Here is an 18,730-nt window from a genome sequence, read left to right on the forward strand (position 1 = left end):
CTGTATCCCGATGTCACATCCACTGAACACTCCGCTGGGCCGGTTCGGCATCGGGACGTCGGTGGACGCGCCCGATGAGTGTGTGGCGTCGATTCCGGTGGGTGGGATGGTGAACCCGCTGACCGGCGCCCCGACCATCGCGCCCATGGCGATGCTCGTCGATCACGCGTGCGGCCTCGTCAACCACCGGCGCCGCGCCGATGGCGAGTGGACGGTGTCCAGCGAGCTGTCCCTGGAAGCCGATCCGGACGCCGCCGAGATCATCGCCGGCGCACCCGATGTACCGGTGGTCGCGACCGCCCGGCCGTTCGGTGCCAAGAGCGACGTGGCATTGGCGCTGTGCGAACTCACCCACCGCGACACTGTGCTCGCCACCGCCACCGTGCGCTCGTTCTACATCCACTCGCCCGCCGACATCGCACCGTTCCCCGACGGCCCGTCCGGCCCGCTGCCGCCAGGGACGCTCGCCGACCGAATGGCGGTTCGCGTCGCCGAGAGCGGCGGCGCTGGGCGGGTTCTGCTGCAGGACGAGGACCCCGTGCTGAACAACGCGATCGGCATCGTGCACGGCGGCGTCACCGCGATGGCGCTGGAACTGGTCGCGGCCGCGGCGCTCGACACCGACGGCCTCGACCAGCCGTTGCGAACGGCGTCGCTGAGGGTCAACTTCATGCGGCCCTTCCACAGCGGACCCGAATCCCGTTATGTGGGAACCGCTTTGCGTGTCGGGCGCAGGACAGGTGTTGCCGAGGGGCAAGCCGTCGGCCCCGGTGGCGGGGTGGCGATCATCGCCAGACTGACCGCGTACCGCTGACAGTCGCGCTAGCATCTGGAGACCATGGCCGAGACCCGTGAAACCGGCGGCGGCCTCGGCGGATTCATTCGGCGCTCCGGTTACATCCGTAAGTGGCTGATCCTCGGGATCGCGATCGGCGTCATCGCCGGCCTCGGCGCGGTGGTGTTCTATCTGGCGCTCGACTATGCGGGCGACTTCCTGCTCGGCGACCTGGCCGGCTACCGGATCCCCAAACCGGTCGGCGACGGCGGCGATCCCGGTTCGGCCGGCTTCGACCGGCCGTGGGCCATCCCGCTGGTGGTCTTCGGCGGTGCACTCGTATCGGCATGGCTGGTCGCGAAGTTCGCTCCGGAGGCCGAAGGACACGGCACCGACAGCGCGATCGAGGCCGTGCACACCGATCCCCGCGCCATCCGGGGGCGAGCCATCGTGATCAAGACCATCGCCAGCGCGCTGACCATCGGATCGGGCGGCTCGGGCGGGCGTGAGGGACCCGCGGCGCAGATCTCCGCCGGCTTCGGATCCCTGTTGACGAAGTGGCTCAACCTGTCCGACGAGGATGGACGGATCGCGGTGTCGCTCGGCATCGGATCGGGCATCGGGGCGATCTTCGGCGCCCCGCTGGGCGGCGCGGTGCTGGCGGCGTCGATCGTGTACCGCCGGGACTTCGACTACCAGGCGCTGATACCGGGATTCATCACCTCGGCGACCGCCTACTCGGTACTCGGTTCGATCCTCGGCTTCGACCCGCTGTTCGGGTTCGTCGCCGCCGACTACCGGTTCGAGAGCCCGCTGGATCTGAGTTGGTTCGTCGGGCTCGGTGTCGTCGCGGCCGGCGTCGGATACCTCTACGCGCGCATCTTCTACGGAACCGTCGCGCTGACCGCGCGGCTGCCGGGTCACAAGGTGCTCAAACCGGCGGTGGGCGGGCTGGCGGTGGGATTGCTGGCGCTCGCGATCCCGCAGGTGCTGGCCAGCGGGTACGGATGGGCGCAGAAGGCCACGGCCACCGACACTTTGATGGCGATACCGCTGTGGATCGTATTGATCCTGCCGCTGGCCAAGATCGTGGCGACGTCGCTGTCGATCGGCACCGGCGGATCCGGCGGTATCTTCGGGCCCGGTGTCGTGGTGGGCGCGTTCGTCGGCGCCGCTCTGTGGCGACTCGGCGATCTGGTCGACGCTCCCGGAATCCCCGACAGCCCAGCCACGTTCGTCGTCGTCGGCATGATGGCGTGTTTCGGCAGCGTCGCGCACGCCCCGTTGGCCGTGATGATCATGGTGGCGGAGATGACCGGCTCGTTCTCGGTGATCCCGTGCGCGATGGTGGCGGTCGGGATCGCCTACATGTTGGTGTCGCGCACCGACGTGTCGATCTACCAGGCTCAGCGTCTCGACCGCGAAACCGCGCGGGCGCAACGCGGTGCCGGCTGACGCCGGTCACCTCCGCCGGAGACGTTACTTGCCCGAGGACTTCTTCTTGGCCTGGCTTGCGGCCGCCTTCTCCGTCGTCGCGCCCTTGTTGGCGAGCTCACCACCCGCGTTCTCCAGGTGTGCGCGCACGAACCACTGGAACTTCTCGAGTTCGGCGGCGTGGCCGATCAGGATGTCCTCGGTCACCGGGTCGGCGTCCTCGGCCTCTTCGATGTTCTGACGGGTGTCTTCGATGATCCCGTCGTAGACGAGGTCGAGCGCAGCGAGGTGCGCCTGCACGGTATCGCGATCGAGCGAGTAGTCATCCCAGCTGCGGTCCTCGATGATCGCGCCGGGCGTGCCCTTCGGCGAGAAGCCGAGGGTGGCGATCCGTTCGGCGACCTCGTCGGCATAACCGCGCACCAACTCGACCTGCGGATCGATCATCTCGTGCACGCCGATGAAGTTCGGGCCCACCACATTCCAGTGGATGTGCTTGAGGGTCAGGTGAAGATCGTTGTACCGGCTCAACTGCTTCTGCAGAAGTTCGGCGACCTTCGTGGCGTCTTTGTCAGTCATGCCGGGGACTGTGTAATTGGATCTAGGCATGGAAGCTCCTTTGCACGCATAGGGTGTCGTCGCTTCGACTACCCGCTGCATTGGTGCGGTAATCCACCGCGTCGGCGGCGTCACATCTCGATCAGATTCGGGATCGCCATGCGCGGCCCGAATCGTGGCAACACCGCAAGCCCGCTCACCTCCAACAACCGCACCGCGCGGTGACGGTGAGGCCGAAGCGGTTCGAGCAACTCGACCATCGCGGGATCATCGATCGGATGTCCCAGGAGGCTCCAACCGACCATCTTCGCCAGGTGATAGTCGCCGACCGAGAGAGCGTCCGCGTCACCGAATGCGCGCTGACTGGTCTCCGCGGCGGTCCACTCACCGACTCCCGGAAGCGACGCCATCGCGACGCGGGCCTTGGCCGGTGACCGGGCGCCAAGCCGTTCCAGGGAGTCGGCGCGTTGCGCGCACACGACGACTGTGCGTGCCCGGCGGGGATCGACGTTGGCGCGGTGGAACTCCCACGACGGAATGCGGCACCAGACCTCACCGGGAGGCGGAACCCGCATGTGCGCGGGCGCCGGTCCGGGCGCGGGCGCTCCGTACTTGGTGACGAGCAGCCGCCAAGCGCGGCGAGCGTCCTTGCCGTAGACCCGCTGTTCGAGCACCGCGGGAATCAGCGCTTCGAGCACGCGGTCGGTGCGGCCCAGCCGCAGATGCCGGACGCGTCGATGCGCGGCGGCGATGGTCGGTTCGGTGGGTACGAAACCGACGCTGTCGTCGTACGCGCCGAGCAGGGCGGGCAGGGTCTCGGCGAATTCTGTCGCGCCGTCACCCCATGCTTCACAGTCGACGGTGTCGGGTGCCGATTTGGTGAGACGCGCGGCGACCGGCCCGCTGCGCATCAGGCTGGTGCGCCAGATGGCGCCATCGTGAGCGTCGTAATAGCAGGGGTCCGTTCGGCCACGCCGCAGCGGCGCCAGCGTCAACGCAGGGCTGACCGGGCCGTCGAAGGCGACGCTGACCGAGGTGTGCACCGGCCAAGGTTATGCCTGAGCCACGACGATCTCCGCTTTGTCCGGGTAGAACGCGACATGCCCGGCGATGGGGGCGACTGCCGGGTAGGGCTTCTCATAGGTCCAGATGGCGTCCTCGACGACGGTGCCGGCCTCGGTCACCACGTGGAAGTAGGCTGCGTCGCCCTTGAACGGGCAGTACGTCTGGGTGTCGCTGGGCCTGAGTTTGTCTTGGACGACGTCGGCGAACGGGATGTACTGCACGGCCGGGTACGTCGACTCCTGCAGCGTCAACGCCCGGTCGGTGTCGGCGACGATCTCGCCGTTCACCCGGGCGGTGACGTGTCTGCCGGTCGGCGCGACGGTGATCGGGTGTTCCGCGGTGGGCTCAAGTACGGGTCGATCGCTCATGTCATGGCCAACGTTCGAGTTGGCGGCTGGATTCCGGACGTGTCATACCCCCGTGACATACTCGAACACATGTTCGGATCGCAGTTCGCGGAGGTGGACGACGCCGCTCTGGTCGCCGCCATCGCCGACGGTGCGCGTGCGGAGGCCGAGGCCGCGGCGCGCCGGTTCGCGGCCATCGCGGAGCTGATCCGGCGCAAGGTCAGCGAGGATGACGAACGCAGTCTGTGTGCGTTCGACCCGTGGGACAGTGTCGCCGCCGAGGTGGCCGCGGCGATGACAATCGGGCATCGACGCGCGTCCGGGCAGATGCGGATCGCGGAGGCGTTGCGCGAGCGGCTGCCACAGGTGGCCGCGCTGTTCGAACGGGGCGGAATCGGTGCGCGGATCGTCTCGGCGATCACTTGGCGCACCCAACTTGTCCAGGATCCTGAGGCGTTGGCGCTCATCGACACGGCGCTTGCGAAACGGGCGTCTCGGTTGGGTCCTTTGTCCGAGCAGCGGTTGGACGAGGCCATCGACGCGCTCGTCGACAAGTTCGACCCAGAAGCGGTGCGGAGAAGTCGGTCGACGGCGCGCACCCGGGATTTCCACATCGGTGATGTCGATGACCCGGCCGGCACCGCTTCGGTGTGGGGCAGGCTGTTGGTCACCGATGCCGCTGTCCTCAAACTCCGCCTCGCCGAGATGATGCAGGGGTTGTGCGACAACGATCCGCGCAGCATGGGCGAGCGGCGAGCCGACGCTATCGGCGCGTTGGCCGCCAACCAAGACCGGTTGGGTTGCGCATGCGGATCACCGACGTGCGCCGCGGCCGCTCCGCAAACGTCGAACGTCGTCGTCCACGTGATCGCCGACCAAGACGCGATCGAGAACGCCGCTGCTGCAGCAGGTAACGACGCTCCCCCTGCAACCGAAGGAGACACGGACGGCGCCGCCCCGCCTCAGGCGGACGCAGAACGCGCCGCGGACAGCACTGCCGCAGAAGGCACTACCCCACCTCAGGCCGACTCGCAAGGCGCCGAGAAGCGAGGCACCGCGGTACTGCTGGGCCACGGTGCCCTGCCCACCTCACTGCTGCCCTGGCTGATCGGCCGCGGCGCGAAGGTGCGTCCGGTCAAGACACCCAGGCCCGACGCCGAGGCGCGATACCAGCCGTCGACGGCGCTGGCCGAGTTCGTGCGAATGCGTGATATGTACTGTCGCGCACCGGGATGCGACGTGCCCGCCGACCTTTGCGACATCGACCACACGACCCCGTGGCCGCTCGGGCCCACGCATCCGTCGAACCTCAAATGCCTGTGCCGCAAGCACCACATGATGAAGACGTTCGATGGGTGGCTCGATGTTCAGCTGCCCGACGGCACGGTGATCTGGAAATCACCGAGCGGCAGGACCTATACCACGACACCCGGCAGCAAGTTGTTCTTCGATTGGGACACCACCACCGCCAACCTTCCACCACCATCGGCGGTTTCGCCGTCGCAGGTTGATCGCACGGCGAAGATGCCGAAGCGAAAACGAACGCGGGCCGCCGACTTCGCCGCACGGATCAAGGCTGAGCGGGCACGCAACGCCGACCCCGCACCGTTCTGAGCGAGATACGTTATCGCGGGTGTCTGCTCGATGAGGCGCGATCCGATTCCTGAGTAGGTGGTGTAATCGGTTGATGAGCGATCTGGACAAGCGCGGCGCGGTGTACGTCTTGACCCTCGGCGAGGATGAGAACCGCTTCCACCCTGACCGGCTGGCAGCGATCAACTCCGCACTCGACGAGGTGGAGGCCGCCGATGGGCCGAGGGCCGTCGTCACCACGGGCAGCGGCAAGTTCTACTCCAACGGTCTGGACCTGGACTTCATGGCGGCCAATCCCGATGCGGCTGAAGCCAACCTCGCCGACGTGCACGCGCTGTTGGCACGCGTGGTGGCGTTTCCGGCGCCGATCATCGCCGCGGTGCAGGGACACGCGTTCGCCGCGGGCGCGATGCTGGCGCTCGCCCACGACCAGATCGTCATGCGCGCCGATCGCGGCTTCTTCTGCCTCCCGGAGGTCGACCTCGGTATCCCGTTCACGGGCGGCATGAACGCGCTCATCCGGGCCCGACTGCCGATCGCGACCGCACACGAGGCGATGACCACCGCGCGACGGTACGGCGGCGAAGAGGCCCGCGCGGCCGGGATTGTCGCGGCCGCCGCCGGGGAGGGTGAAGTCCTCGACGCGGCGGTTGAGCGGGCAGCAGCTTTGGCCGCCAAAGCCGGCCCGGTGTTCGGCACGATCAAGGCGCGCTTGTACGCCGAGGTGATCGCCGAGCTCAACGTCCGCTAGACACAACGCTCAGAAGGCCCAGCGATGATACTGCGCCATATACCGCAGCGACGGCACCACCGACATCGCCTTACCCAGCGCCCGGTAGTACCACGCGACGTCGCGAAACGTCGGGGAGTCGAACGGTGACACCCACGCCAGCAACCGCACGCCGGGCACCGCCGTGGCGATGTCCTCCGGACCGTCGATCCCCCAGTGCAGCGTCGCCCCCGCGCGCCGCACCACCGCGTTCAGGAACTGCGACCGGATGCCGAGCTGGCTGAACGCGTCGAATTGCAGTTCACCGCAGGGGAACCCGTCGACAACTCGTCGCAGCAGTGCCACACCGTCGGATTCGGTCAGATACATGGTCAGGCCCTCGGCGATCATCAAAACGGGTCGATCCGAGGGAATCTCAGACAGCCACGACACGTCGGTGACCGAGGCGCCGATCACCCGATAGTGGTCGCGAGGCGGATAGAGCTGCGTGCGCAGATCGGCCACCTCCGGGTAGTCGATGTCGAACCAGTCGACCCCCGGCCCGGGATCGATCCGGACTGCCCGCGCGTCCAGCCCGCACCCGAGGTGCAACACGACCGCCCGCGAATGCACGGCCAGGAACTGGCGCGTCCACCTGTCGAAGTGCGCGCTACGGGTGGTCACCGACGCCGAAGTGGCCGGTGTGATCGACGTTTTCGACCAGTCGAAGTCGATGCGCCCGACGATGTCCCTGGCGAACCGATCCCCCAGAATCGGTTTCGGCAGGTCGGCGTCCAGCGCCTTGGCGTAGAACGTCGCGAGCATGGTCTGCGGCGCACCGGACAAATCGACGTGCAGCTTGTCGGGCATCTCTCCTCGCGAGCTAGCCGGCCCTGCTCGTGCGCCGCGCATCCCGCAGCCCCGCCCAGAACCTCGCCGCCTCACGGATCGACTCCTCGACAGGCCTTGGCCGCCAACCCAGTTCGCGCCGAGCTTTACTGCAATCCACCGGCGCTTCCGCGCGCATCAGTCGCAGCGAGCCGAGCGAGAACTTCTCGTCCTTACCCGTCAGCCGCGCCTTGGCGGTGCCGAGGGCGGCCATCGCATATGAGACCGGCAGCGGGATCGACTTCGTCGGCGCAGGCATCCCGGCGGCTTCGGCCGCGATGCGCACCACCTCCGCGTTGCTGATCATCTTCTCCGAGATCAAATACCGCTCACCGACACGGCCGCGTTCGGCGGCCAGCAACATGGCACGCGCGGCGTCGTCGACACCGACGGCCTCAAGCTCGATTCCGCGCATCACGAAGGGCAGCTTGCCGAACGCCGCCCCCGCGATGATCGCGCCGTGCGGGGTGCGGCCCCAGTCGCCGCCGCCGTACGTCGTCGACACGCACATCGCCACCGCGGGCAGGCCGTGCTCGCGCGCATACCGCAGCACCAGCGTCTCGGCCTGCACCCGTGAGCGCACATACGGCGTCAGACCCTTGTCGACGATCACGTCGTCCTCGGTAGCGACGTGCCCGCGCCTGCGACCGACCGTGACATAGCTGCTGGTGTAGACGAACCGCCGCAGGCGCATGTCCTTGGCGACCTCGAGCACGTTCCGGGTGCCCTCGACGTTCGTATAGAACAGCGGCGTCGGGTCTTTCAGCCAGCCGCGGGTGTCGACGACGCAGTAGTACACGTCGTCGACTCCGGTCATAGCCGCACGCAGCGTGTCGTTGTACCAGATGTCGCCGAGGAAACGCTCGACCGGAAGATCGTCGATGCCCTTGGTGTTCGCGTTGGGGCGCACCATGACTCGGACGTCGTGGCCGTCGGCCACCAGCTGCCGGGTGACGTGGGAACCGAGGAAGCCGTTGGCGCCGATGACCAGCTTGCTCACTTGTCTCCTCCGTACTGCTTCATCCACTCCTCGGCCTCGGGCGGCAGCGTGCCGAGTTCGGCTGCTTTGCGGCACCATTTCACCGCCGCCTTGACGAACCGCAGCGGGTTGTAGATGTCCTCCTGCCGACGCCACAGCCCGTCACCGGCGTAGGTGACGATCGAGATGTTGGTCGCGCTGACGACGGTGCCGTCGCCGGGGTCGCGCATCGGGTTGTCGAGCTCGCAGATGATCCGGCCGGTCGCCTCGTCGATCACGGTCCACAGCGACGGGAACGACGTCATGTAGCTACCGGGAAACGACTCCATCGTCTTCCAGATCCAAGGGCGCACCTGTTCGCGGCCGCGCATGGTGCCTGCCGCGTGCTCGACGTAAACGACGTCGTCGGTGTACTGGTCGACCCAGGGATCCCAGTCACGGGTCTGCGCGGCGCGGTCGACCGTCGCCTCGAACTGTTGGAACGCCGCGGCGAGTTCCTCGCGGCTGAAGGTGCTGCCCGTCACACCAGAACTAGAACACGTTCTACCCAGCTTGTCGAGGGAGCGCGGTGAGCACCTGGCGGCTACCCAGCGGATTCTGCAGCGGGACGTCCAAAATCCCCGCCACCGCGATCATGATGCAGGGCCGGTCCACGGCCTCGGGCAGTGTGCCGCCGAAGAGTTCGACGGTGACGGTCTCGGGCGTCTCCTGCACCCTCGCGGACACGCCGTAGCACTGTGGGGTGCCGGTGGTGAAGTGCACCCCGACGGCGCGGTCCCCGGCGACGCGGTTGAACGACTCGGCGCGCATCGGATGCGGGTCGACGATCGCGGGATTGTCTATGAACAGCAGGCCCGGATAGCCCGGCCGCTCAGGCAGCACCGCCGTCTGCGCCGACGCCGCCGGGGCCGCCCACACGGCCAGCACAGCGGCCATCGCAGCGAGGAGTGTGCGCATCACACAACCGTAATCGGCGGCAGGAACACGGCGGTCGGTTCGACGGTTATACAGGCACTATGGCAAAGCAATACCACAAGAATCCGGCCGCGGTGAACGCCTTGTCGCCGGAGCAGTACCAGGTCACGCAGCGCAACGGCACCGAGCGGCCGTTCACCGGCGAGTACTGGGACAACCACGAGCCGGGCATCTACGTCGACGTGGTCTCAGGCGAGCCGCTGTTCGCATCGGTGGACAAGTTCGACAGCGGAACGGGGTGGCCCAGCTTCACCCGTCCGATCGAAACGACCAACGTCGTCGAGAAGCGCGACTTCTCCCACCTGATGATCCGCACCGAAGTGCGCTCGGCGCACGGCGACAGCCACCTCGGCCACGTCTTCACCGACGGCCCCCGCTCCGAGGGTGGGTTGCGCTACTGCATCAACTCCGCTTCGCTGAGGTTCATCCACCTCGACGACCTCGAGGCCGAGGGGTATGGCGATTACAAGAAGCTGTTCGTGAATGAGGAGGCGCAGGCATGAGTGAAAAGAAAACGGCGATCCTGGCGGGCGGTTGCTTCTGGGGAATGCAGGATCTGATCCGTAAGCAACCGGGGGTGGTGTCGACGCGCGTCGGCTACACCGGCGGCGAGAACGCCAACCCCACCTACCGCAACCACCCCGGCCATGCCGAGGCGATCGAGATCGTCTACGACCCCGCGCAGACCGACTACCGCGCGTTGTTGGAGTTCTTCTTCCAGATTCACGACCCGACCACGAAGAACCGCCAGGGCAACGACGTCGGCACCAGCTACCGGTCGGCGATCTTCTACCTCGACGACGAACAGAAGGGCGTCGCACTGGACACCATCGCCGACGTCGACGCGTCGGGGCTGTGGCCGGGCAAGGTCGTCACCGAGGTGACCCCGGCATCCGACTTCTGGGAGGCCGAACCCGAGCACCAGGATTACCTGGAGCGCTACCCGAGCGGTTACACCTGTCATTTCCCGCGCCCGGGCTGGAAACTGCCCAAGCGCGAAACCGCCAACCGGTAGCGCGCTAGGTGCGGTGGCGCACCACGACGCGGCCGCCGTCCTTCGGGGTGAACGCGATGCCGCGGAAGTGCACCTTTTCGTCGGGTGCGTCATCGGTCTCGATCACGAAGTGGCGCAACACCGTTCGCAGAACGACGTCCATCTCGACATTGGCGAACGCGGCGCCGATGCATCGGCGGGTCCCGCCGCCGAACGGCACCCACGCCGTCGGCGGGCGCTTGCCCAGGAACCGGTCCGGGTCGAAACGTTCGGGGTCCGGGAACACGTCCGGATTGGCGTGCATGTTCGCCAGCGCGACCATCACGGTGTAACCGTGCGGGATGCGCCACTCGCCGGCGTCGAAATACGGTGCCAGGACGTGGCGTCCGGAGAAGTCGATCACGGTCCGGTTGCGCTGCAACTCGTTGATGAAGGCCTGGCGGTACTCGTTGCCGCCGGCGTCGTTCTCCTCGACCAGCTTGGCAAGCACCGCGGGGTGGCGGCGCAAGCGCTCGAACGCCCAACCGAGCGTCGACGCCGTCGTCTCGTGGCCGGCGCCGAGGAGGGTGAGCAGCTCGTCGGAGATGTCCTGGTGCGACATCGGGGTGCCGTCCTCGTAGGTGCTGCCCAGTAGCAGCGCCAGGATGTCGGTGCGCTCCTCGCGGGCGGGATCCTTTTCGGCCTTCTCGATCAGCGCGAAGACGGTGCGGTCGAAGTTGCGCCGGAACGTCTCCAGGCGGCCCCAGGGGCTGAACGGGCCCGTCTTGAACGGCGGTTCGGGCAACGTCGCCATGCGCGAACCGAGCTTGGCCCAGGGCGGGATGATCTCGCGCAGATAGTCGAGTTCGGCCCCGTCGGCGCCGAACACGGTGCGCAGGATGACATTCAGCGTGACCCGGTTCATCGGTTCGAGCGTCGCGAACTCGACGCCCTCGGGCCAGGTCGCGGTCTCGCGAAGCGTCTCCTCCTCGATGATCTTCTCGTAGTTCTTGATGCTCTGGCCGTGGAACGGCGGTGCGAGCAGCTTGCGACGCTTGCGGTGCTCGACACCGTCGAGCGCGAACACCGAACCGGGGCCGAATATCCGGGACAGGTTCGGCTGCACGTTGATCAGGTCGTCGGTGCTCGCCAGATATACCGTCCGGATCAGCGCGGGATCGGCGATCACCACGCTGCGGCCGAAGAACGGCACGTTGATCGCGAACACCGGACCGTATCGCTTGAGCGCCTTTCCGAGGAACCAGCGGCGGAATCCCGCCATCAGCACCATCTGAACGGGTTTGGGCAGCGGTACCGCCGGCGGCAACTTGCCGGGCGTGACCGGGGCGTGCTGATCGGTGGCGGTCGCGTTCGTCATCGGTTCCTCGGCTCCTCCTGCGCGAGCGGTGTCTTGCGGCGGTGCACCACGATGCGGCCGCCGTCCTTCGGGGTGTAGGCCACGCCGCGCGAATGCGTCTTCTCCGCGGGCGCTGCGGTGGTGTCGATCACGAACTGGCGCAATACCGTTCGCAGTACCATATCCATCTCGACGTTGGCGAACACGGCGCCGACACACCTGCGGGTGCCGCCGCCGAATGGGATGAAGGCGAAGGTGGACGGCCGCTCGTCGAGGAAGCGCTGCGGGTCGAAGCGCTCGGGGTCGGGAAACTCGGCCGCCCTGTCGTGCATCAGCGAGATGCTTGCCAGCATCGTATAGCCCTGCGGCACAACCCATTCACCCAACTCGAAGGTTGGTGAGTAGACGTGCCTGCCCGCGAAGTCGATCACGGTGCGTGACCGCTGCACCTCGGCGAGGACGGCCTGGCGGTAGTCGTTGTCGTCGGTCTGCGCCTCGGACACCAGCCTGTCCAGGACGTCGGGGTGGCGGGTGATCCGCTCGAACGCCCATGCCAGGGTCGAGGCGGTGGTCTCGTGTCCGGCGGCCAGGAGGGTCAGCAGTTCGTCGCCGATGTCCTTGCGCGACATCGCGGTACCGTCCTCGTAGGTGCTGCCGAGCAACAGGGCGAGAACGTCTGTCCGCTCGTGGAAGCCGGGGTCGGCCGTCACGCGGTCGATCAACTTGTCGATGGCCCGGTCGTACTGTTTGCGGTACTCGGCAAGTCGCCCCCACGGGCTGAACCGACCGTACGTGCGTGACGGCGCGGGCAACGACGCCAGCCGCGAGCCGAGCGTCACCCAGGGCGGAATGATGCGCCGCAGATCGTCCAGTTGCTCTCCATCGGCGCCGAACACCGCGCGCAGGATCGCGTTGAGGGTGATCCGCATCATCGGTTCCAGAGTCGGAAACGCTTGGCCCTCAGGCCAGTTCGCCGATTCGCGCAGCGTCTCCTCTTCGAAGATCGCCTCGTAGTTCTTGACGCTCTTGCCGTGGAAGGGCGGTGTCAGCAGTCGCCGTCGGCGCCGGTGTTCGGATCCGTCGAGCGCGAACACCGAACCGGGGCCGAGCACCCGCGACAGGTTGGGCTGGATGTTGCCGACGTCGTCGGTGTTGGCCATGAACATCTGCTTGGCCAGTTGCGGGTCGCCGACGACGACCGTGCGCCCGAAGACCGGAACGTTCATCGTGAAAACCGGGCCGTAGCGGCGGGCGAACTGGGCGACGGTCCAGCGCCGGGACACCGCGAAGGCCAGGCCCAGCAGCGGCTTGGGGATCGGCGCCTTCGGCGGCAGGTTGACCGCGGCAGGCGACGCCGCGGCGCGGACAGGCTTATCGACGACCACAGCTTCGCTCATGACGCTCCCAGCCAGTTCCCCGGTACTACGATGTACCGCAGGTTCGTGTAGTACGGTACCGCTTGGTACCAGCAGACGCAAGGCTGTCGAGGAGGGCGGTATGACCACTGCGCTGGACAACGGCGCGCATACCGCGGCCGACGGCGCGTTCCGCGACCGCCTGCTCGACGGCATGGCCGCCTCGATCACGCAGCGCGGCTATCGCGACACCACTGTCGCCGACATCGTGCGGCAGGCGAAAACCTCGAAGCGCACCTTCTACGAACAGTTCGCGAGCAAAGAGGAATGCCTGATCGAACTGCTGCGGCGCAACAACGAGACAATGATCGCCGGCGTCCGCGCAGCGGCGGACCCCGACGCCGACTGGCGGGCCCAGATCCGCTCGGCGGTGACCGCTTACGTCGACCACATCGCGGCGCGACCGGCCATCACGTTGGCGTGGATCCGCGAGGCGCCCGCACTGGGCGCCGTCGCGCATCCGCTGCATCGGGAGGCCATGGAGCATTTCACCGACATGCTGGTCGACATCAGCAGCACCCCCGGCTTCCATCGCGCCCAGCTGACTCCGATTTCGCGTCCCCTGGCGCTCATCATCCTGGGCGGCCTGCGGGAGCTGACCGCGCTCTTCGTCGAGGACGGCCACGATCTGCGCGGCATCATCGAGCCGGCCATCACCGCGGCGGTGGCGATCCTCGGTTCGCGCTGAGGGTCAGTTCAGGATCAGCCGCGCCGATTTCTCCAGTCGCTCCGCGATTTCCATGTAGGACGCATATCCCATACCCGCGCGCACCAGCGCGCCGGAGTACAGCATCTCCAACGTGTCGATGATGTCGGGCTCGGTGTCGGCGCCCAACGCCGCGGCCAGCCGGTCGCGGATCTCTCGGCCGATGCGGCCCCGCAGCACCTCGACGTCGGGGTCGCGACCCAGCAGCGCCGTCGTCACCGCACCGGCGAAGGCGGGCTCGTCGGCGACCAGCAAGGCGATGTGGCGCAGCACCTCGATGACCCGGGCGGCGGGGTCGTCCGACTCGTGCGCCGCCGGCGGAGACGCCGCGAGCCTGCGCCAGAAGACCTCGGCGACAAGGTGTTCCTTGGAGGAGAAGTAGGTGTAGGCGGTGGCCGCCCCGACGCCCGCGTCGGCGGCCACGCGGCGCACCGTGAGACCGGCGAAGCCCTCGCGGTGCAGGAGTGCGACTGCGGCGCGGCCGAGGCGGTCGACGGTGTCGGCCTGCTTGGCGGTCAGGCGGCGCCGAGTCGACTCCATGGCCGTGTCGGACACATGTCCGGACGCTACTACAACACCCCTGCACCAGCAACGATTCGCGCCGAGTAGGTTCGTACCGATGCGCACCACAGACGAACTCTTCGCCCTGGCCGAGCAGGTCATCGGATTCATGCCCGCCGATGAGGGCCGGGCCCTGTTCGACGCGGCCGTGAAATACCTCGGCGACGGTATCGGCGTCGAGATCGGCACGTACTGCGGCAAGTCCACCGTGCTGCTCGGCGCCGCCGCACAGCAGACCGGCGGCGTGCTCTACACCGTCGACCACCACCACGGTTCCGAAGAACACCAGCCCGGCTGGGAGTACCACGACGAGTCGCTGGTCGATCCCGTCACCGGCCTCTTCGACACCTTGCCGACGGCGCGGCACACCCTCGACTCCGCCGGCCTCGACGACCACGTCGTCGCGATCGTCGGCCGGTCGCCGGTGGTGGCGCGGGGATGGCGAACTCCGTTGCGCCTCTTGTTCATCGACGGCGGTCACACCGAGGAAGCCGCACAGCGCGACTTCGACGGCTGGGCCAGGTGGGTGGAGGTGGGCGGAGCGCTCGTCATCCACGACGTGTTCCCCAACCCCGACGAGGGCGGGCAGGCGCCGTTCCACATCTACCAGCGGGCGTTGGACACCAACCAGTTTCGCGAGGTTTCGGCAACGGGATCCATGCGGGTGCTCGAACGCACGGACGGCGCTGCCGGCCAGCCGCTGTGACTAGCGGTCGCTGGTCGCGCACTCGCAGTCGTACTCGCCTTCAAGACCGCGCGGAAGGTCCGTCCCGCGGAAGATCCCGCTGGCGGCCGACGTCGACGACAGCGCGTCGGCGGCCAGAATCATCGCCGCACCGGTCCACGTCGTGCGTTCCTCCGGCCAGCGCTTGCCATCGGCGAACACCAGACCCGTCCAGTAGGAACCGTCGTCCTCGCGCAGATGGTGCATCGCGGCGAACTGCTCTCTGGCGCGTACCGGATCGCCCATCGCATCCAACGCCAATACCAGCTCACAGGTTTCGGCGCCGGTCACCCACGGCCGGTCGTCGACGCACCGGATACCCAGTCCGGGGACGACGAAGTCGTGCCACCGCTCGTCGATCCGCTCTCTGGCTGCGGCACCGCGCACCGCACCGGTGAGCACCGGGTAGTACCACTCCATCGACCAGCGGTCCTTGACCGTGAACGCCTCGGGATGGTGGGCGATCGCATGGCCGAGCCGACCGACCGCGACCTCCCATTCCGGCTGCGGGTCGTCGAAGTAATCCGCGAGCGCGAGCGCACACCGGATGCTGTGATAGATGCTGGCGCACCCCGTCAGCAGAGCCTCGGATTCGATGGCCGAAGGGCTTCTCGCCCAGGCGATCTCACCGCCACTGAGCTGCATGCCGAGTACGAAGTCGATCGCCTTGGTGACCACCGGCCACATCGTCTCCGCGAACCGCCGGTCACCGGTGACCAGCACGTGGTGCCAGACGCCGGTGGCGATGTAGGCGCAGAAGTTGCTGTCGCTGTTGGCGTCTTCGATCACGCCGTTGCGCAACTGGATTGGCCACGATCCGTCGGGGCGCTGGTGGGTGCGCGACCACTCGAACGCCGCGCGGGCGGGTTCCAGCAATCCGGCGACGGTCAGCGCCATCGCGTTCTCGATGTGATCCCACGGATCGGTGTGGCCACCGTCGAACCACGGCAGCGCACCCGAGGACTCCTGGGTGGCGGCAATCGATTTCGCGGTCTGGCGGCACTGTTCGGGTGTCAGCACCCCGGGGACACCCGGGACGCCTTCGAGCTTAGGCGTCAGCACCGGCGCCCACCGGTTTGGTGAAGTACAACGCGACGCTCTTACCGATCAGCGGGTTGAGCAGCGACTCGGTCGTCCTGGTCAGCCATGGACGGCTCATCATGTCCCACACCAGCATCCGGTGGTACGCCTTTACCGCCAGGTGATCCGAATTCTCGGTTCCCACCGCGCATTTGAGCCACCAGTACGGTGAGTGCAGTGCGTGCGCATGATGCGTGCGCTCGAGCCGCAGGCCATGGGCGAGCACCTTGTCCCGCAACCGGTCGGCGTGATAAATCCGCACGTGGCCGCCCTCGTTGGCGTGATATTCGTCGGACAACACCCAGCAGAGCTTCTCGGGCAGCCACCGCGGCACCGTGACGGCGAGCGTTCCGCCGGGCTTGAGCACCCGAACCAGCTCGGCGATCGCCTTCTCGTCCTCGGGCACGTGCTCGAGGATCTCCGAGGCGATCACGCAGTCGAAAGTGCCGTCGGCATAAGGCAGATCGAGCGCATCGCCCTTGACAGCCTCGGCCTTGGCCGTCGCCGGCGCCTCGCCCTGTTCGCGCATGGCGGTCAGGATCTCGTCGACGTCGTTGAGGTCGGCGGCGCTCTGGTCGAACGCGACGACGTCCGCGCCGCGCCGGAAGGCCTCGAAGCTGTGCCGTCCCGCGCCGCAGCCCACGTCGATCACCTTCGTGCCCGCGCCGACACCGAGCAGGTCGAAGTCGACCGTCAGCATGTGCCCACCCGTTCACGCGCCTTCTCGTAGACCGCAACCGTCTGCGCCGCAACCGATTGCCAGCTGAACACCTCCACCGCGCGCTTGCGGCCGTTCGCGCCGAGGCGGGCCAGCTCACGCGGCGAGTCGAGCAGCTCGCCGAGCACCGCGGTCAATTCGTCGACGTCGGCGGGCTTGACCAGCCGGGCGCAATCTCCGTCGGCGCCCACCACCTCGGGCAGCGCGCCGGCGCGGCTGGCCACGATGGGCGTGCCGCTGGCCATGGCCTCCACCGCAGGCAACGAGAAACCTTCGTAAAGCGAAGGGATGCACGCCACTTCGGCCGAAGCCAACAGGTCGGCCAGTTCGCCGTCGGACAACCCGCTCGAGCTGTGCACGATATCGGAGATGCCGAGCTCGGCGATCAGCTTCTCGGTGGGACCGTTCGGTTCGAGCTTGGCGACCAGCTGCAGTTCGAGATCGCGTTCCACGCGCAGCCGGGCCACCGCGTGCAGCAGGTGCCTGACGCCCTTGAGCGGAACGTCGGCGCTGGCGATCGCGATGATGCGGTTGCGCACCCGTCGCTCGGCGGGCTTGAACATCGCGGTGTCCACCCCCAGCGGCACGACGTGCAGCTGGCTGGGGGCGACACCGAAATCCTCGGCGATGTCGGCCGCCGAGGTCGACGACACGGTCAGCAGTTCGGGGATCTCGCAAGCCACCTGCTTCTGCATCTCGGCAAACCCGTACCACCGCCGGACCAGCGGTTTGCGCCACCATTTGGCGGCGGCGACGTCGACCACCTTGTCGCGGGTGATCGGGTGATGCACGGTGGCGACCACCGGGAGGCCGAGTCCGGAGATCTTGCGCAGCCCGGTGCCCAGGCACTGGTTGTCGTGTACGACGTCGAACTCGTGGCGGCGTTCGGCGAGCACCCGCGCGGCGCGCAGGCTGAACGTGCGCGGTTCGGGGAAGCCCGCCGTCCAGGTGGTCAGCAGTTCGAGCAGGTCGATCGACGTCTTGATCTCGTTGGGCCACGGGACCCGGAACGGGTCGGGTTCCCTGTAGAGATCCAGGCTGGGCACCTCGGTCAGCCGAACGCGCGGATCGAGTTCCTCCGGATAGGGCTGACCCGAGAACACCTCGACCTCGTGACCCAAATCGGCGAGGCCACGGGACAGGTAGCGGACGTAGACGCCTTGCCCACCGCAGTGGGTCTTGCTCCGGTACGACAGAAGGGCGATGCGCATGTTCAACTCAAGACGACGCGCAGAAGCGGTTGAATCCAGGGCCGGTGAGCTGGACAAATCGTGTCACGCAACAACTCCGAACCTTCTGGACATGTGTCCAGACTATAGTTTGACGTGCTAGCGGACGCAACGCGGCCGTGATGCCTTGACTATCACAGTGGCCGGGGGTGCTGCCCGTCGGCCTCTCGGTTCCGCGGTCCGGTGACCGGGTATCCGCCCGTCATGAGCAGACACATCGAGGCGACCTTCCAGATCGCCAGCTGGGATGAGACGCCGTTCGAGGACGGCGACGAGGCCACCAAGCTCACCGAGGCCCTGGTCACCAAACGCTACGAGGGCGACATCCAGGGCACATCGACGACCAAATGGCTGTTGGCCTACGCGCCGGACAAGAGCGCGCTGTTCGTCGGCATCGAGCACGTCACCGGGACCGTCGCGGGCACCACCGGCGGCCTGGTATTGCTGCACGACGGCGCCTACCGCGACGGCGTGGCCAGTGGGGAGGTCCGGATCGCAGCGGGCACCGGCGGGTTGGCCGAGGCGGCGGGCAGCGGGAAGTTCCGTGCCGACCCGGCCGGGGCGCTCACCCTCGACGTCGACGGTCTGGACACCGCGGTCACCTAGGAAATCACTCCCTCGCGGCGGCCGTGGGGCACCGATTA

General features: G+C 67.5%; 22 protein-coding genes. 9 read left to right on the forward strand and 13 right to left on the reverse strand.

What is annotated here, in order from left to right; genetic code table 11:
* Nucleotides 1-10: 10 nt before the first annotated feature.
* Entirely contained in the window at nt 11-814 is an 804-nt protein-coding gene (locus tag AU198_RS12550) for a PaaI family thioesterase (protein ID WP_064348467.1), read from the forward strand.
* A gap of 24 nt (nt 815-838) precedes the next feature.
* Nucleotides 839-2,230, forward strand: a complete 1,392-nt coding sequence (locus AU198_RS12555; protein ID WP_064348468.1) for a chloride channel protein — start codon at nt 839-841, stop codon at nt 2,228-2,230.
* 24 nt (nt 2,231-2,254) lie between these two features.
* Here the strand turns inward: AU198_RS12555 and AU198_RS12560 are convergent, their stop codons facing one another.
* The 3 genes from AU198_RS12560 to AU198_RS12570 form a co-directional block, all read right to left on the reverse strand.
* On the reverse strand, nt 2,255-2,818 hold the full coding sequence (locus tag AU198_RS12560) for a Dps family protein (protein WP_064348469.1): 564 nt from the start codon (nt 2,816-2,818) through the stop codon (nt 2,255-2,257).
* Nucleotides 2,819-2,898: 80 nt separating this feature from the next.
* Nucleotides 2,899-3,810, reverse strand: coding sequence for a DNA-3-methyladenine glycosylase family protein (locus AU198_RS12565; RefSeq protein WP_064348470.1), 912 nt, complete (start codon nt 3,808-3,810; stop codon nt 2,899-2,901).
* A gap of 9 nt (nt 3,811-3,819) precedes the next feature.
* Nucleotides 3,820-4,200: a DUF427 domain-containing protein gene (locus tag AU198_RS12570; RefSeq protein WP_064348471.1), complete on the reverse strand. Its 381-nt coding sequence runs from the start codon at nt 4,198-4,200 to the stop codon at nt 3,820-3,822.
* Nucleotides 4,201-4,269: 69 nt separating this feature from the next.
* Here AU198_RS12570 and AU198_RS12575 point away from each other — a divergent pair, with 69 nt between their 5' ends.
* On the forward strand, nt 4,270-5,793 hold the full coding sequence (locus AU198_RS12575) for an HNH endonuclease signature motif containing protein (protein ID WP_064348521.1): 1,524 nt from the start codon (nt 4,270-4,272) through the stop codon (nt 5,791-5,793).
* Between the two features lie 73 nt (nt 5,794-5,866).
* Nucleotides 5,867-6,523 carry an enoyl-CoA hydratase-related protein gene (locus tag AU198_RS12580; protein WP_064348472.1) on the forward strand — a complete coding sequence of 219 codons (657 nt, stop codon included), beginning with the start codon at nt 5,867-5,869 and terminating at the stop codon, nt 6,521-6,523.
* 9 nt (nt 6,524-6,532) lie between these two features.
* Here the strand turns inward: AU198_RS12580 and AU198_RS12585 are convergent, their stop codons facing one another.
* Genes AU198_RS12585 through AU198_RS12600 form a run of 4 tightly spaced genes read right to left on the reverse strand, consistent with a single transcriptional unit; the run spans nt 6,533 to nt 9,305 of the window.
* Complete coding sequence (locus AU198_RS12585) at nt 6,533-7,351, reverse strand: class I SAM-dependent methyltransferase (RefSeq protein ID WP_064348473.1); 819 nt, start codon at nt 7,349-7,351, stop codon at nt 6,533-6,535.
* Between the two features lie 13 nt (nt 7,352-7,364).
* A complete protein-coding gene (locus tag AU198_RS12590; protein WP_064348474.1) occupies nt 7,365-8,369 on the reverse strand; it encodes an NAD-dependent epimerase/dehydratase family protein in 1,005 nt (334 codons plus the stop codon).
* Nucleotides 8,366-8,872 carry a nuclear transport factor 2 family protein gene (locus AU198_RS12595; RefSeq protein WP_064348475.1) on the reverse strand — a complete coding sequence of 169 codons (507 nt, stop codon included), beginning with the start codon at nt 8,870-8,872 and terminating at the stop codon, nt 8,366-8,368. Before AU198_RS12595 ends, AU198_RS12590 begins: the two co-directional genes overlap by 4 nt.
* Before the next feature lie 19 nt (nt 8,873-8,891).
* Nucleotides 8,892-9,305, reverse strand: a complete 414-nt coding sequence (locus AU198_RS12600) for a hypothetical protein (protein ID WP_064348476.1) — start codon at nt 9,303-9,305, stop codon at nt 8,892-8,894.
* Between the two features lie 59 nt (nt 9,306-9,364).
* Between AU198_RS12600 and msrB the strand changes: the two genes are divergently transcribed.
* Both msrB and msrA read left to right on the forward strand, forming a co-directional pair.
* Entirely contained in the window at nt 9,365-9,826 is a 462-nt protein-coding gene (gene msrB / locus AU198_RS12605; protein WP_064348477.1) for a peptide-methionine (R)-S-oxide reductase MsrB, read from the forward strand.
* Entirely contained in the window at nt 9,823-10,338 is a 516-nt protein-coding gene (gene msrA / locus AU198_RS12610) for a peptide-methionine (S)-S-oxide reductase MsrA (protein WP_064348478.1), read from the forward strand. Before msrB ends, msrA begins: the two co-directional genes overlap by 4 nt.
* Before the next feature lie 4 nt (nt 10,339-10,342).
* On the opposite strand, the gene AU198_RS12615 is transcribed toward msrA, so the two are convergent.
* Together AU198_RS12615 and AU198_RS12620 are read right to left on the reverse strand one after the other, a co-directional pair.
* Nucleotides 10,343-11,674: a cytochrome P450 gene (locus tag AU198_RS12615; protein ID WP_064348479.1), complete on the reverse strand. Its 1,332-nt coding sequence runs from the start codon at nt 11,672-11,674 to the stop codon at nt 10,343-10,345.
* Nucleotides 11,671-13,050 carry a cytochrome P450 gene (locus AU198_RS12620; protein ID WP_064348480.1) on the reverse strand — a complete coding sequence of 460 codons (1,380 nt, stop codon included), beginning with the start codon at nt 13,048-13,050 and terminating at the stop codon, nt 11,671-11,673. Before AU198_RS12620 ends, AU198_RS12615 begins: the two co-directional genes overlap by 4 nt.
* Nucleotides 13,051-13,150: 100 nt before the next feature.
* Between AU198_RS12620 and AU198_RS12625 the strand changes: the two genes are divergently transcribed.
* Complete coding sequence (locus AU198_RS12625; RefSeq protein ID WP_064348481.1) at nt 13,151-13,756, forward strand: TetR/AcrR family transcriptional regulator; 606 nt, start codon at nt 13,151-13,153, stop codon at nt 13,754-13,756.
* 3 nt (nt 13,757-13,759) lie between these two features.
* Here the strand turns inward: AU198_RS12625 and AU198_RS12630 are convergent, their stop codons facing one another.
* Nucleotides 13,760-14,329, reverse strand: coding sequence for a TetR/AcrR family transcriptional regulator (locus AU198_RS12630; protein ID WP_064348482.1), 570 nt, complete (start codon nt 14,327-14,329; stop codon nt 13,760-13,762).
* Between the two features lie 64 nt (nt 14,330-14,393).
* Here AU198_RS12630 and AU198_RS12635 point away from each other — a divergent pair, with 64 nt between their 5' ends.
* Complete coding sequence (locus AU198_RS12635; RefSeq protein WP_064348483.1) at nt 14,394-15,041, forward strand: class I SAM-dependent methyltransferase; 648 nt, start codon at nt 14,394-14,396, stop codon at nt 15,039-15,041.
* Here AU198_RS12635 and mmpH read toward each other — a convergent pair whose 3' ends face one another.
* Genes mmpH through manT form a run of 3 tightly spaced genes read right to left on the reverse strand, consistent with a single transcriptional unit; the run spans nt 15,042 to nt 18,068 of the window.
* Nucleotides 15,042-16,121: an MMP endo-(1,4)-3-O-methyl-alpha-D-mannosidase gene (gene mmpH / locus AU198_RS12640; RefSeq protein ID WP_064348484.1), complete on the reverse strand. Its 1,080-nt coding sequence runs from the start codon at nt 16,119-16,121 to the stop codon at nt 15,042-15,044.
* The gene (locus AU198_RS12645; RefSeq protein WP_064348485.1) at nt 16,108-16,839 is read right to left on the reverse strand and encodes a class I SAM-dependent methyltransferase; all 732 of its coding nucleotides are present in this window, start codon (nt 16,837-16,839) and stop codon (nt 16,108-16,110) included. The genes mmpH and AU198_RS12645 overlap by 14 nt, the downstream gene beginning before the upstream one ends.
* Complete coding sequence (gene manT, locus AU198_RS12650) at nt 16,833-18,068, reverse strand: MMP alpha-(1->4)-mannosyltransferase (protein WP_064348486.1); 1,236 nt, start codon at nt 18,066-18,068, stop codon at nt 16,833-16,835. Before manT ends, AU198_RS12645 begins: the two co-directional genes overlap by 7 nt.
* A 222-nt stretch (nt 18,069-18,290) precedes the next feature.
* Here manT and AU198_RS12655 point away from each other — a divergent pair, with 222 nt between their 5' ends.
* Nucleotides 18,291-18,692 (forward strand): DUF3224 domain-containing protein, encoded by a 402-nt coding sequence (locus AU198_RS12655; RefSeq protein ID WP_064348522.1) that lies wholly within the window; start codon nt 18,291-18,293, stop codon nt 18,690-18,692.
* Nucleotides 18,693-18,730: the final 38 nt, after the last annotated feature.

The organism is Mycobacterium sp. GA-1199 (assembly GCF_001500045.1).
Lineage (GTDB): Bacteria > Actinomycetota > Actinomycetes > Mycobacteriales > Mycobacteriaceae > Mycobacterium.

What these genes read in the sequence shown, in the direction of transcription:
- AU198_RS12585 (WP_064348473.1), bottom strand. Translation starts at nt 7,351, where the DNA reads ATGCCCGACAAGCTGCACGTCGATTTGTCCGGTGCGCCGCAGACCATG.
- AU198_RS12580 (WP_064348472.1), top strand. Translation starts at nt 5,867, where the DNA reads ATGAGCGATCTGGACAAGCGCGGCGCGGTGTACGTCTTGACCCTCGGC.
- AU198_RS12570 (WP_064348471.1), bottom strand. Translation starts at nt 4,200, where the DNA reads ATGAGCGATCGACCCGTACTTGAGCCCACCGCGGAACACCCGATCACC.
- AU198_RS12620 (WP_064348480.1), bottom strand. Translation starts at nt 13,050, where the DNA reads ATGAGCGAAGCTGTGGTCGTCGATAAGCCTGTCCGCGCCGCGGCGTCG.
- AU198_RS12555 (WP_064348468.1), top strand. Translation starts at nt 839, where the DNA reads ATGGCCGAGACCCGTGAAACCGGCGGCGGCCTCGGCGGATTCATTCGG.
- msrA (WP_064348478.1), top strand. Translation starts at nt 9,823, where the DNA reads ATGAGTGAAAAGAAAACGGCGATCCTGGCGGGCGGTTGCTTCTGGGGA.
- AU198_RS12560 (WP_064348469.1), bottom strand. Translation starts at nt 2,818, where the DNA reads ATGCCTAGATCCAATTACACAGTCCCCGGCATGACTGACAAAGACGCC.
- AU198_RS12600 (WP_064348476.1), bottom strand. Translation starts at nt 9,305, where the DNA reads ATGCGCACACTCCTCGCTGCGATGGCCGCTGTGCTGGCCGTGTGGGCG.
- AU198_RS12655 (WP_064348522.1), top strand. Translation starts at nt 18,291, where the DNA reads ATGAGCAGACACATCGAGGCGACCTTCCAGATCGCCAGCTGGGATGAG.
- AU198_RS12625 (WP_064348481.1), top strand. Translation starts at nt 13,151, where the DNA reads ATGACCACTGCGCTGGACAACGGCGCGCATACCGCGGCCGACGGCGCG.
- AU198_RS12575 (WP_064348521.1), top strand. Translation starts at nt 4,270, where the DNA reads ATGTTCGGATCGCAGTTCGCGGAGGTGGACGACGCCGCTCTGGTCGCC.
- msrB (WP_064348477.1), top strand. Translation starts at nt 9,365, where the DNA reads ATGGCAAAGCAATACCACAAGAATCCGGCCGCGGTGAACGCCTTGTCG.
- manT (WP_064348486.1), bottom strand. Translation starts at nt 18,068, where the DNA reads ATGCGCATCGCCCTTCTGTCGTACCGGAGCAAGACCCACTGCGGTGGG.
- AU198_RS12645 (WP_064348485.1), bottom strand. Translation starts at nt 16,839, where the DNA reads ATGCTGACGGTCGACTTCGACCTGCTCGGTGTCGGCGCGGGCACGAAG.
- AU198_RS12615 (WP_064348479.1), bottom strand. Translation starts at nt 11,674, where the DNA reads ATGACGAACGCGACCGCCACCGATCAGCACGCCCCGGTCACGCCCGGC.
- AU198_RS12635 (WP_064348483.1), top strand. Translation starts at nt 14,394, where the DNA reads ATGCGCACCACAGACGAACTCTTCGCCCTGGCCGAGCAGGTCATCGGA.
- AU198_RS12550 (WP_064348467.1), top strand. Translation starts at nt 11, where the DNA reads ATGTCACATCCACTGAACACTCCGCTGGGCCGGTTCGGCATCGGGACG.